Genomic DNA, 12,651 nt, shown 5'->3' with positions numbered 1-12,651 from the left:
ATTCACTAATTGGCAACTACTAAAATTAGTCCCTCTGAAAAAACTAGGTCACAAGTCGTTCTCTATGCTCTTAATTACTTTTTCAGCTCTTAATACATCAATCTTCTTCTGGCGTTTGTCCCACTCTTGGTTGATTGATTTGCTCCAAGCTAAATTCATCTGTCCTATATCAAATGTTCCTGAACCTTGATTCCACGCATTGCCTTTTTCAACTTCCGCCAAACCTGCATCTAAATTAGCTAATTGTGCTTCAAACGCTGCAAATAAATTAGGTGAGTCTGCATTAAATTCATATAGTTTTGCTAATTTCTCTTGATTTTTTTGAATGGAACTTTGAACGCCCATATAACGTTGTTCTGTGCGTAAATTGGGTTCTTTTTCTTTGTCCATTGTTCTTGCTATCATTTCTAACAAGGTTTGACCTTGGGCAATTTCTGCTTTGATTTGTTCCTCGATCACATCACATGTATCAACGGTTGATTGAAATTCTTCGGGAAATTTGCTGTGTGCCTCAATTAATGCCTCACACGTTAGGATAAATCCGCTGGCTAATGGAGGATAGACTGTCGAAAAATAATGTTTAGCTGAATCATATGTTTTTCCCGAAAGTGGTGCATTCATAAAGTTTTCAACACTGTCAGTCAGGGTTTTACAAAATTGAATATAGTCGTTGGCTAATTGTTTTGCAGCGGCACTTTGAGTGTTCACTTCACTTATATAAAAGTCTAAACCCATGAGTTACTTTCCTCCGTTTCTTCCGGATCAGAAAATAAGTGCTTTCTTTCGTTATATAAATCATCTTCCTTAATTCGCAAGGCAACTTCTTCATCGACTAAACGTTCGGCAATATCTTCTAGGCGCTGACGTTCAATTTGATGTAGGTGATTGGCTTCTTCATCTAATTCGATAAAATGATTCACATACTTTGATCCCGAATTATTGCCAATTAACTCTTGGTAATACCGTTGTTCTTGTTGATGGATAGAAAAATAATCTGCTTCTAAATCTTCTAATTCTCTAATTTCACGGCTTTTAAGTTCTTGTGCTAAACTAACTTGTCGGATTTTTTGGTTAATTTTTAATTCTTTTTCTTCTATATTCATCAGCTTTTGCCACCTCCTAATGAAGATGAGTATGGCGATAACTCAAAGCTGTTTTTGATTTTTTGGTCAATGGCACTGAATTCTTTTGCTACTGAATGGATGTTATTGCCATCACGAGTAAGTGCATTAGATAAACGTTGTGCGCGATTGTGAAGGCTAGCTAAACTATTTTTGGCGTTAGTATTCCCACTGACTGTGGTTCGTTCGGCCGTATCTATTACTTCATTGACTGCTAAAAAACCGCTAGCTACTTGACTAAATTGTACCGAAATCTCTTCTGCCACTGTTAAGCTACTTTTAATTTCACTCATGTTCCTAAACCCCTTTATTTCATCTTTTCATATATGAAATCCCTTATCATCATTTTGGCATATTTTTATATCTAATAGTTATCAAATTTTTCTTGAAAATTTAAAAAATTTGCAAATCAATGGTCAATAATTTTGCAAAAAAAGCTTTCTTACTCAGCATCTTGAATTAATTTATCGGATGGTCTACTATTAACAGAAAGTATCTATGAAAAAGAAAAAAGGATGTTTAACGGGAAATGAATAAAGCAGATCGAAGAAGGTTATCGAAAAAAGAAATGAGAAAAATTATCCGAGAACAGGAAGCTCTAAAAAAACGTGCTTCTGATCGATTCTGGGGTGCTATTTTACTAGTTGTAGGAACTTTTTTAATGGTAGTAGTTGAAGCAAATTTATCTGAGCCAACACCGATTACAATTCTGATTTTTTTCTTAACTTCTGCGGTTGTTTGTATTGGTTTCGGGATTCAGAAATTAGGTATTATTGGCGGAGTGAAAAAAATTTTTTATTTCTTTATCCGGAAACAACGAACTGAGATTGAAACTTCTGAGAAAAAAGAAGCTGAACGGAAAAAGGTGGAAAATGATGATGATTGGTCTGAGTTTTAATTTGTAGAGAAAATTTTTTTGTTATTTTATCTTATATATAAGGGCAGCATTTTTGTTGTTATTTTATGGTTAAAACGTGGAAATTTCGTTGCGATAGCCGAGTTCTTTATGTTATAAAAGAGGATTGTTTTTATCATAATATAAGTGAGATGTCCCTAGTAAAAAAATTCTAGGCACATTTCACTTATTTAGAAAAACGCATAAAGATTAACGTGCTTTTTTTTGCGGGTTTGTCAACTAAAGTGTGTAACTGACAAAATCAAGAACGAAAAAGAACATTAAATCATTCCTAAATAAACTTTGGTTAAAAGAGTACACGAAAGAAACCTTACCATCAAAGGAAAATTTGATGTTCTTTTTGATGTTCCAATGACTAAGAAATATATAAGCTATAAGTGTTGATGCGTTCAGAAAACTGCTCATTCGCCATTAATTGATTTAAGACCATCGGCCAATTGGGAATAAACCCAGCTGTCCATTTCTTTTCCAATTCTGTTGCTCGTAGATAAAGAAGCTTTAAAAGAGCGGTTTCATTTGGAAACGCCCCTTTTTTAGTTACTTTTCTAAAACTGTAATGAATACTCTCAACCGCATTTGTTGTGTACATAATTTTACGCACTGCGCTACCATAATCATAAAGCTGTTCCACATGAGAAAAATTCCGTTTCCAAACCTCTACAGCACCAGAGTAGTGAGACCACCGTTTTTGAAAGGTATCAAAAGTACTCTGGCAAGCTTTTAACGAAGGAGCACCATAAAATTTCTTCATTTCCCGAGAAAATTCTTTGTAGTCTTTATAAGGAACATACCGAAGCGCATTACGCACTAAATGGACAATACAGCGTTGAACGATCACCTTTGGAAAAATAGATTTTGCACCATCTTCAAGACCAGAAACACCATCCATAGACATAAAGAAAATATCCTGTACACCGCGAGATTTCAATTCATCAAAAATCTGCATCCAGCGGTTTTTACTCTCGGTTTCATTCAGCCACAACCCTAAAATATCTTTTTTACCTTTTAAATCATACCCAAGAATTGTATAGACAGCGTATTCTTTGACTTCATAATTTTCTCTTAACGTCACATACATACAATCCACAAAACAAAGGCATAACACTTCGCCAAAGGGCGATTTTGCCATTCCTCCAGTTCCGAAAGAACAGAATTGGTGATCGTAGAAATCATTTCGTGAGAAATGGAGAATCCATAAATATCATCAATGGTATGAGCGATATCTCTTTGAGACATGCCTCTGGCATACATGGATAAGACCTTTGATTCTATAGCTGAAACATCACGTTCACGTTTTTTGATAAGTTCTGGTTCAAACGTGGCTTCTCTGTCTCTAGGTATATCAATAGGGACTTCTCCAAAACTTGTTTTTACTTTCTTAGAGCCAAATCCATTTCTTCGATTGTTCGTTTCTTTCTCCTGTTTTGAGTGGATATCGTAGCCTAAATGATGCGTCATTTCGCCTTGAAGCATTTGTTCAAATAAGGGACCAAAAATATCTTTTAGAGCGTCTTGCATGTCATCGACATTTTCAGGATTATAGCTTTCTAGAATGGTTTTCGCTACTTCCACAGTTTTAGGATCTTTTTTCTGTCTTGCCATATTCTCGCATCCTTTCATTTTTATTTTATCTGAATTTCCTTTACACGAAAAGAAAAACTGTATAAGTAGCTTATCTAAAATTCGCTACTTACACAGTTTATTTTACACTCTCTTTTTTGCTTCTGATTTGATAGTTACAAGTATATTATTTAGGCTATCATAGGTAGATATATCAAACTTAGATTTTAATATTAAATCTTTTAAAACAAAAAATCTTGTAGATCTGTTAGATAGTTTATTAACACCTTCTGATGAAGACAATTTATATTTATTTATTTGATCGTACAGATCTGATTGATCACTAGTCAGTCCCATATTTTGCGAATCATTGTTTATATGATTGTTGTAAAGTTTAATAAAGATACTTAGGTTTTCATAATGTTCTGGAAGAAATTCTATATCCTCTCTTATCATATAAAATATCAATGAAAATAGACTATAAACTTGAATTTTTGTTTTAATAAACCTATTAGCACCTATCTTTTCAACAATATTATAATAGTATTTTATTGCTTGTTCGATTATTATTTTATCTTCATTTATCTCTGGATAATTATCTTTATATTTTTCATAAGCTTCATTAATAGGCTCATCAATTTTTGCTTGATCGATAATACCTCTCTTCGAAAGAATTATTATATTAGCACAAAAAGTAACGTCTTGCATTCTTTTTATATCTCTTGCAGAAAATATTTGTATATCCTCCCACAGATTATTCTCTGACAACTCAGTTGCAAATTCGTGAAACATACCACTACCAAAATTTGCATGTCTTTTTTCTTGAGTATTCAATGTATACTCAGTCAAATTAAGTCTGTTAAACATCTTAATAACATTCTCTTCATTTGCATTAGGATCAATCTCAATAACAGATATCTTATACCCCCAAAAATCTTTTTTTTCGTCCTCTGTTAGTTGGGCAAAAGATTTATCCCCATATAATTTTTTAGCCTCCTCATCTAATAAGTCTTTTTTCATTAAAATAAGATTTCCTTTTACAAACTGGTCAATTGAATTTAGCCTTTGTTGTCCATCTACAATGTGTGTTATTGAGTCTCCAGTTTCTGAATCAATTTCACTTTGCCAGAAATAAACAGAGGGAACGACATAGTTTAAAAGGATTGTTTCTATTAGTCTGATTTGATCTTTTTCACTCCAAATAGCTCGCCTCTGATAGGAATGATCAACTATCAAATCTTCATTTTTTATTAATTTATGGACCTCAGAAATTGTTTTAGTATTCTCAGTATACTTAAATTTCATTTTTTACAGCTCCCTCCTTTACATCTTTCTATCCCACTAAGCGTATATAATTCAAGGTCTCTCCAAGAATTGTATATTCTGTAATTTATAGGATGAATGATATTAAAATGATCTCTTAATCTTATACTACATTTATCAATCCTATCTATTGCTTTAGCATTGAGTCCTAATTGTTGAAATAGATTTTTATCATTAATAAAACCTCTAAATACAGAAGAAGATAATGCCTTATATTCACTAATTATTTGTTCATATTTATACTCTTTTAAACATTCCCATGTTACTTTAAATAATTCAGGAGATATTATTGCAATATCTAAGTCAGAAAGCTCTTGATCTTCAGATTCCTCTAGTTTAAATGACTTGAATTTTTTATGAGGAGCTAGACTAAATCCTAATTTTCCGCTCCCAACTAAATGAGATTCACTTCTTTCTATCTTAAACTCTTCAGAAATAATTTTTTTAAAATCATCTACTTCTTTAACTTCATTTTGCAATAACACACTTTCAAAATACCATATTCGAGTGCACATAACATACTCCTCATAGAATTCTTTTGATGTCATGGTATTTAAATCAATTAAAATATCCTCCTTCTCTTTGTCTAAAAAACTCAAAATCAATATCTCCCCTCTAAATATCGTCTTACAGTTTCTGCAATATGCGAGGATAGCAAAAAAGGAACTGCATTTCCAACACATTTAAATTTATCTGTCATACTTAGTTCTTTTTTCACTTTTAATTCTTTGGGTGCTGATTGTATTGCTAAAGCCTCCGCAACACTAATTCTCCTTGGCAAATAAGGATGTAAATGAACTTCATTATTGCCATACGCAGCAGTTGGCGCATATCTCCATCTATGTAATCTTTTAAAAGATTTTCTGGATACATCTCCTTCTGTAATTGTATTAAATTTTTCCAACGATTTTGGTTGAAAAAAATCTAAAGAATTATAATGATCATAAACATTGTTCCTTCTGAACCAAAACTCAACAGTTAAATTCTCTAAAATATTCTCATTAGGTTGTAAGTCAGATCCTTCAATAAAAGTGTCAATTCCTGGCCAATTATACTGCGAAATGTCAATATTATTTGTAAATAAAGCTGCTTCCAAAAGATTAAATTGGTTATAAATGCCTAGTTCGATAGATTTTTCATTGTCTAAACCAAAGATGAAAAATCGTTCTCTATTCTGTGGAGCACCATGATTTACAGAATTTAGTATCCCGTAAGAAACCAAATATCCTTCATTTTCCATATCAGAGATTTTTTCTCTAATATATTCTTTATGCCTTTTTGTACTCCAAATCCCCTTTACATTTTCAAACAAGAAAAAGTGTGGATGATTCCTTTTAATTAATTCAAAATAATCTGTAGTTAACCTCCCATTAATTCCTTCTGAACCTTTATTCTTACCTGCAACTGAAAAATCTGGACAAGGTGGACCACCAATAAATCCTAAAATATTTTCCTCTTTTTCCACTAAAACCTTATTTTCAAATTCTTTATCTTTATTGAGCTCCGAAATATCTTTTTGAGTATATCCATATTTCGGAGCTTCAATATTCATATCTTCCCGTGCATACTTGTAAGCTTCTAAAAAAGGTTTATAGTATTCAAAAACTTCTAATATTTTATAGCCATTTGCTTCAAAACCTAAATCAAGTAAACCTAAACCTGAAAAAAAAGAAAAAACTTTTATTTCCAAAATATCCCTCTTTTACTTTATAATAGTTGTTTGATCATCTTTAGTTAATATTTTACTTACACATTTTAACACTTTATTCTTCTTATGACGATCTTAAAAGAGGTAACTCTTATCTATTTTCATTTATTCTCAATAACTCAAAAATTGTCTTAGAAATAATTGCCGATAATTTGGGAGGAACAGCATTTCCTATTTGTTGATACTGAGAATCCTTGGTCCCTTTAAACACAAAGCTATCAGGAAAAGACTGTAATCTTGCCGCTTCCCTAATACTTATCGCTCGGTTAAGAACTGGATGAATCCACATCGATTTCCTCACATTTACTACTGTACCAGCAGGCCTATCATAGCTCACTCTGAGATATATTGTATTTTGGGTTCTTTCAGGATTTGTGTAAGTATCTTTTAAAGATTTATCTAAATTATGAAAATTCTCACCCTCTTTTAAAGTTCTGAATCTCTCTAAAGCTTTTTCTCTGGTTGCAGTTACAACATGATTGTAGATAAGATCTGAATCATTTATTTCTTTTAAAAACTCATTCTCACACAGATTATTCTGTATATAACCTTTTGGAGCAGAATTCACTTCTAATTCTGGTTTTATTTTTTCCAAATCTTCAATAGCATCTCTTACGGTATACTCTTTACTAGTATGTTTATAAATTTGAGATATATCTTTATAGTTAAGATCCTTTCTAACACCACTTAATATAAATCTTTTACGTTTTTGGGGAACACCATAATTAATTGCATTAACAACTCCGACAGTTTGTTCATAGTTCTCTTTAAATACCTCATTTAAATAGTCAACAACTGAATAAGATTGAACTTCAGCATATACTACATTATCCTTACTAAAATAAGTAGCAATTATTTCATTCCTTTTTAATTCCTCGATTATTTTAATACCTTTTTGAAAATTTATAAACGAATCAAAATGATCAAAAAAATTTATAGAGTATTTTCTAGTACGAAAGACAGATAAAAATAGATCGTAGTCCTTTGCAAAAATACTTGAGTTACTTTTATCAATTTCCATTAAATTTTCTATCTTTTGTAAATTCTTATCTAAAAATTTCTCTACAGCGATAGTATCCCTTTTTTTTCGGAATAATGTATTTAATAAATTATATAATGAGTCTTTTATTAAATATTCTCCATATTTTCCACATCTTGCAATCTCTAAAATATCAAAGTCCTTGTATTTCCCATTTGTTACAAATACATGGTCAGACCTAAGAGCAAGATCTAAAAAGTCTATTTCTGCTTGATCTTTCTTAGAGTAATAAAACCTATGTTTTTCAGAAGTAAGCATTTTCACATTTTCCATGATAAAGACTTTTGGATTTAATGCTTTTACAGCTCTAACATATTCTTTAACTAAGATATTATTAGAGTTGATGATATTATTTTTTTGTCTATTTACATTCGAGAAACCTTGACAAGGTGGACCACCTATAATTACATCCACTGTTCCAAATTTTTCTTTAAATTTAAAATAATCTACTTCTCTCACATCTGATAAAATATCTATATTCTCATTTTTGTGATTATAGATGTATGTTTCTCTTGCATATTTATCTTTTTCAACAGCTGCAACAATATTAAAATTTTTATTTTCACTAAACCCTAGGCTCAGTCCACCAGCACCGGCAAATAAATCTATTATGTTATACATTACATTTTCTACCTCTGTTCACAAAAATTAACCACTTATAAGACAACTAGATTATTTTGTAATCTACTTTCATTATTTTAATATAAACTTTTCCTTCTTTTTATCATATGAGATATTATTTCCACTATATAGTTCTTGAGGAATATTTTCGTTAGTCAATCCTTCAAACAAAAGAATATTTCTGAGCTCAATTTTTGATATTTCAATTAAATTTCTATTCTCGAGTACACTAATTACGATTTGTTCATAACTGTATAGTTCACTCTCTTTTGGCACAATAAAACTTTTGTTATATCTAATATCTTTAGCTAATTTATTTATAGAACGATAACTAGAGTCATAGTTTTCAATGATTGATCGCAGAAGATAATGATTCCATTCTAAATTTATATCAGGAAAATTTCTAAAATCTACAATTCTTTCATATGGCATGAAGTCGTATTTTTCAAGCAACAAACCCAATGATTGGTTTATCTTATTGACTTTATTTCCAGATAGATAGAATTTATCTTTTTTTAAATACGTATATTGATCAATTCTAATTAACTTTGAAGTTAAGTTGTTCATAGCATTATTTTTTGTAATGTACTTCCACTTCATCTTACTTGCAAATTTATCCAGATTAGCATATTCAAAATAACCTGTCTGCTTATCAATTAACATAGTTTCTACAATTTTCTCAGTTGATAAGTTCCCCTTAACTAAAGTTTTTTTGGCAATATTTGGAGTTCTAAAATCATATAGTTCATCAAAAAAATATGAACTAATATAAAATAAATTTTTTGATGTATAATCTATACTTGAGTCTATTTTCATAAATTCATCGTATAAAATCTGTTCACTAATAAATCCATCATATTTTAATATGTTATATTGTAAAATACGATCAAGCTTTTCAATGAACTCTTGACTAATATTTAGACTATCAACATGTACGTAGGTATGAGTGTCCCAAATAATTATTTTTTTATTTCTTTCTAAAATAAAACTTATAGTATAGTCTTGTATACCTGGTATATATTTTTTTATTTCTTTTTTGGTTACTGGTCCTTTTTTAGCTAAACTAATTATTCGGTCATCATATGTTTCATCAGACAGTTTAGAATTTCTATTTAAGTAATCTCTTCTATATTCAAAATCATCAGGATAACACCACTTAATAATGCCATGTAAAAAATTGTAATTATCAATATTACTCTCTAAAAATAGTCTTCCTTTAAATAATTCAAAAAGTTCCGAATAATAGAAAGTATTTTGTTCTTTTTTTAAAATATGTTTTCTGATATCCTCAATCAATTCATTAGGAAAGTAAACTTTTTCAATGGGGCAATATCTCCCTCTCCCAGAAAGTATTATTTCTGGGAAATCCGTAATTCTTGCAAAAAGTGCTCGATTTTTTTCTGGTAATTCAATTCCAGGATACTTTAAAAAAATTATATTTCTCAATTTTTTCATATCTTCATTGCTTTCATCTTGATCTAATTTTAGGTCAAAGGTAAAATAACGTCGTATTGCATCAATACAAGAATATACATATGAACTACCTCGTTTAATAACAAAATCTCCATAAAAAGTATAATTATTTGCTATTAAGCAGTTTTGAATGTCATCCATATCAATAAAATCTAAATTTTTTTCTTCTAACTCTTCAATTATTTTGTCCATTAAATCATATAGATTTCCATATTGTCCAATTGTATTTTTCATGATTTTTGTAAGTGTCAAATCTACCTCTATACTGCTACTAGATTTGAAAATGAATTTATCCAACATTTCACTAAATATAATTTCATTAGAATTTTTAAGAATAAAAAAATACAATTTTCGCTCTTCTTCTTCATCAAAACACAAGTCTTCTAATCTAATAAAAGGATTATTAACAGATACTCTTGACAATGCTCTTATTTCAGCATATTTAATAATTTTAGAAATAGTTTTTTTTATAATCTGACGAACTCTTTCTCTAGTCAAATTGCATTGTGTTCCTATTGTGTTTAGAGTTTCTCCCGATGCTCTCTTTCTCAATATTGACAAACTACGTTCATCTATGTTCTTTATTTTATCTAAGTACATGTTATCTAACGACTTATTCAAATCGTTGTACTCCTGTTCAAGTAAAAACCACTGTATAGGTGTTAATTCTAAACTGTAAATATCTGAAATTTTTGTAATATATATTCCATTGAAAATTTCAGATATCTTTTTCTGTAATAGTTCCGGTAAAAAATTTATAGGTATATTTTCTATCTCTGAATTAAAATATTCATTAGGTACTGCAACTAAATCCATAACTTTTAATTCATTAATTTTTTTTGTTATTTCATTTTCAAACTTAATTAAACTATTTTTCCCTATACCAGACATTTCATTTTTTTTTACGTAAAGCCAGTCCTTAACGGTCTCTATATGACTAACTTTAAAATTATTTTCTAAATTTTTTTTAATTAATTTTCTATCAATAATTGATAAAATATTTGTATTCATCAACCACTCTGGAATATCCAAATACTCATTATTATTATTATTTACGTCATCTGACATGCTCAATTTAGCTTTAGCTTCTTCTTTATGTGAATAAACGTTTTCCTTAAATTTCTCTATTATTTCTAGACTTAATCCAGGAATAAAAATTATCTCATTTAAATCAAATGCATATAGCTCATCAAAATCAGTAATCCCTTGCTCATTTAAAAAGTATTGAATCTTTTTAAATCTGCTATCTTCAAAAAGAATATCTAAATCAGATTCCATTAAAATTCACTCCCGTAAAGCTGAATCCCTTTTTCAAAAATTTTTAATTCAATAGTTTTCATGTCTATACAGTCAAGGAGATATGTTCCTCCCAATAGATTCAAGTATTTTGATAACTCAGCCATAACTCTTTTATTAATAACAATATTTTCCTCCCTTAATTGGAGAATTGCTGTGAGAAAAGCTCTGGTAATCTGAGGATTGTTAAAAGTATTACGTTCTAGCACATCTTGAATATAATTTGAATTTTCACATAATAGTTCAGTTAATTCATAAGGATTCTTTCTTGTTTCATCATAAGAAAGTCGGCCGATCCACCACAATCTAGAAAGTGCATTTCTTGTCAAAGATCGTCTCGCTCCGTAACCAAAGAAAAAATGGTTTTCTATATCTGAACTTGTTTTTATTTTCCATCTATATTTGGTATATTCCCAAAACCTTGTTATACACAATCCTGCCCATAACCTTTCATCTGAAGCCTGAGAATCAGTTAAGAATTTTAAACGGTTATATACTCTTTTTATATTTTCTAATTCTGTGAAAAATGGTTTTTCGCTGTTCATTATTAAATCAAAATTTTCTAATTCAATTTTTGAATTTGTAAATGGATAATCATCTTTAAAAAATTCTAAAAATTTATTGTTAGCCTCATAATAAAAATGTCTTTCTAATATTGGTAAATTATTTTTAATTGTTTGAAGAGACTCTGATTTTACTATTTCAATATTATTCATCTTCTTCATCTCCATTCTCACTATAACCAAGCCATAACCTATTTAATCCATCGGAAATGGGATTCGCTATTAAGTTTTGAGACAATTCGAAACTACTATGGTCTTTTAAATCTTCACTAAGCAATTCAATTTGGAATCTTTCTTTCAATATAGAATCTAAAGAATTAAACCAAGTATAATCCATAAACTCTAATTTATCTTCGTCATTCAAGTTACTTAACCGCTCTATTACATACACAAGAGCCGGTAAGATAATCATTGAACTTAAAACTGGGATTAATGCTTCTGTTTTACTTAGAGTTTGATATCTTATAAATTCAGTTTCAGGTATACGAATAACTATTTTATTTGAAAACATATCTATTGAGTTATTGTTTTTGTCTCCATAATATTTTACTATACTAAAAATTGATGGTGTCTTAGTCAAGTCTTCACGATTTTTCTGTATTGAAATATTAAATTGTTGCCCTACACCAATAATACATCCCTCTTCAAACATAAAAGTGAAGCCTTTATACACATCATTGAAGTCATCGCTAAAAAATTCTTCAATTTTATCTACTGCGATAATAAATGGGCAAATACTTATTTTCCCATTTATTTTATCATCAGTAATATGATGAATATTTGTAGCTTCATCAGTTAAGACAACTTGCCTATATGAAGTTTGAGTACATTCAATATGATAAGCATACTTTGCCTTTCCATCTCTAATTAAATTCAATAACTCACAATTATCAAGTACAGAAGTAAAACTTAAAATTACTTCATATCCGATAATCTCAATTTTCACATCAGTTTCAAATTTACTTTCAATATAATCATCTGAATAATTTGTTAAAACAGGATACGGGTAAAGCTTTTCTCTAATATCCATT

Annotated in this window: 11 protein-coding genes and 1 pseudogene; 1 reads left to right on the top strand and 11 read right to left on the bottom strand. The window is 29.7% G+C overall.

Going from position 1 to position 12,651, the window contains the following annotated elements; all coding sequences use genetic code 11:
* Positions 1-48: 48 nt before the first annotated feature.
* The 3 genes from C240_RS09080 to C240_RS09070 are packed head-to-tail and all read right to left on the bottom strand — an operon-like array spanning position 49 to position 1,414.
* Complete coding sequence (locus tag C240_RS09080; protein ID WP_271494485.1) at positions 49-735, bottom strand: T7SS effector LXG polymorphic toxin; 687 nt, start codon at positions 733-735, stop codon at positions 49-51.
* Positions 726-1,103 carry a DUF3958 family protein gene (locus C240_RS09075; protein WP_271494484.1) on the bottom strand — a complete coding sequence of 126 codons (378 nt, stop codon included), beginning with the start codon at positions 1,101-1,103 and terminating at the stop codon, positions 726-728. Before C240_RS09075 ends, C240_RS09080 begins: the two co-directional genes overlap by 10 nt.
* Entirely contained in the window at positions 1,103-1,414 is a 312-nt protein-coding gene (locus tag C240_RS09070; RefSeq protein ID WP_271494483.1) for a TIGR04197 family type VII secretion effector, read from the bottom strand. The genes C240_RS09075 and C240_RS09070 overlap by 1 nt, the downstream gene beginning before the upstream one ends.
* A 236-nt stretch (positions 1,415-1,650) precedes the next feature.
* Here C240_RS09070 and C240_RS09065 point away from each other — a divergent pair, with 236 nt between their 5' ends.
* Positions 1,651-2,019, top strand: a complete 369-nt coding sequence (locus C240_RS09065) for a hypothetical protein (RefSeq protein WP_271494482.1) — start codon at positions 1,651-1,653, stop codon at positions 2,017-2,019.
* A gap of 373 nt (positions 2,020-2,392) precedes the next feature.
* Here C240_RS09065 and C240_RS09060 read toward each other — a convergent pair.
* From C240_RS09060 to C240_RS09025, 8 genes and pseudogenes are all read right to left on the bottom strand, one after another.
* Positions 2,393-3,555, bottom strand: a pseudogene (locus C240_RS09060) (IS256 family transposase).
* A 186-nt stretch (positions 3,556-3,741) separates the two neighbouring features.
* A complete protein-coding gene (locus C240_RS09055) occupies positions 3,742-4,902 on the bottom strand; it encodes a DUF262 domain-containing protein (protein WP_271494481.1) in 1,161 nt (386 codons plus the stop codon).
* Positions 4,899-5,519, bottom strand: coding sequence for a hypothetical protein (locus C240_RS09050; RefSeq protein ID WP_271494480.1), 621 nt, complete (start codon positions 5,517-5,519; stop codon positions 4,899-4,901). Before C240_RS09050 ends, C240_RS09055 begins: the two co-directional genes overlap by 4 nt.
* A gap of 2 nt (positions 5,520-5,521) precedes the next feature.
* The gene (locus tag C240_RS09045; RefSeq protein ID WP_271494479.1) at positions 5,522-6,610 is read right to left on the bottom strand and encodes a DNA cytosine methyltransferase; all 1,089 of its coding nucleotides are present in this window, start codon (positions 6,608-6,610) and stop codon (positions 5,522-5,524) included.
* A 109-nt stretch (positions 6,611-6,719) separates the two neighbouring features.
* Positions 6,720-8,288: a DNA cytosine methyltransferase gene (locus tag C240_RS09040; RefSeq protein ID WP_271494478.1), complete on the bottom strand. Its 1,569-nt coding sequence runs from the start codon at positions 8,286-8,288 to the stop codon at positions 6,720-6,722.
* A gap of 72 nt (positions 8,289-8,360) precedes the next feature.
* The gene (locus C240_RS09035) at positions 8,361-11,039 is read right to left on the bottom strand and encodes a hypothetical protein (protein WP_271494477.1); all 2,679 of its coding nucleotides are present in this window, start codon (positions 11,037-11,039) and stop codon (positions 8,361-8,363) included.
* Positions 11,039-11,773 carry a DUF6339 family protein gene (locus tag C240_RS09030; protein ID WP_271494476.1) on the bottom strand — a complete coding sequence of 245 codons (735 nt, stop codon included), beginning with the start codon at positions 11,771-11,773 and terminating at the stop codon, positions 11,039-11,041. The genes C240_RS09035 and C240_RS09030 overlap by 1 nt, the downstream gene beginning before the upstream one ends.
* Positions 11,766-12,650 (bottom strand): hypothetical protein, encoded by an 885-nt coding sequence (locus tag C240_RS09025; RefSeq protein ID WP_271494475.1) that lies wholly within the window; start codon positions 12,648-12,650, stop codon positions 11,766-11,768. The genes C240_RS09030 and C240_RS09025 overlap by 8 nt, the downstream gene beginning before the upstream one ends.
* Position 12,651 lies beyond the last annotated feature (1 nt).

It is taken from the genome of Enterococcus sp. 5H, from assembly GCF_028128615.1.
Taxonomy (GTDB): Bacteria; Bacillota; Bacilli; order Lactobacillales; family Enterococcaceae; genus Enterococcus_L.
This window is presented reverse-complemented; position numbering and strand designations above follow the sequence as displayed.

Bases quoted from the DNA above. Each gene is read 5' to 3' on its own strand.
- C240_RS09080 (WP_271494485.1), bottom strand. From the start codon at position 735: ATGGGTTTAGACTTTTATATAAGTGAAGTGAACACTCAAAGTGCCGCT.
- C240_RS09025 (WP_271494475.1), bottom strand. From the start codon at position 12,650: ATGGATATTAGAGAAAAGCTTTACCCGTATCCTGTTTTAACAAATTAT.
- C240_RS09070 (WP_271494483.1), bottom strand. From the start codon at position 1,414: ATGAGTGAAATTAAAAGTAGCTTAACAGTGGCAGAAGAGATTTCGGTA.
- C240_RS09065 (WP_271494482.1), top strand. From the start codon at position 1,651: ATGAATAAAGCAGATCGAAGAAGGTTATCGAAAAAAGAAATGAGAAAA.
- C240_RS09035 (WP_271494477.1), bottom strand. From the start codon at position 11,039: ATGGAATCTGATTTAGATATTCTTTTTGAAGATAGCAGATTTAAAAAG.
- C240_RS09040 (WP_271494478.1), bottom strand. From the start codon at position 8,288: ATGTATAACATAATAGATTTATTTGCCGGTGCTGGTGGACTGAGCCTA.
- C240_RS09075 (WP_271494484.1), bottom strand. From the start codon at position 1,103: ATGAATATAGAAGAAAAAGAATTAAAAATTAACCAAAAAATCCGACAA.
- C240_RS09055 (WP_271494481.1), bottom strand. From the start codon at position 4,902: ATGAAATTTAAGTATACTGAGAATACTAAAACAATTTCTGAGGTCCAT.
- C240_RS09030 (WP_271494476.1), bottom strand. From the start codon at position 11,773: ATGAATAATATTGAAATAGTAAAATCAGAGTCTCTTCAAACAATTAAA.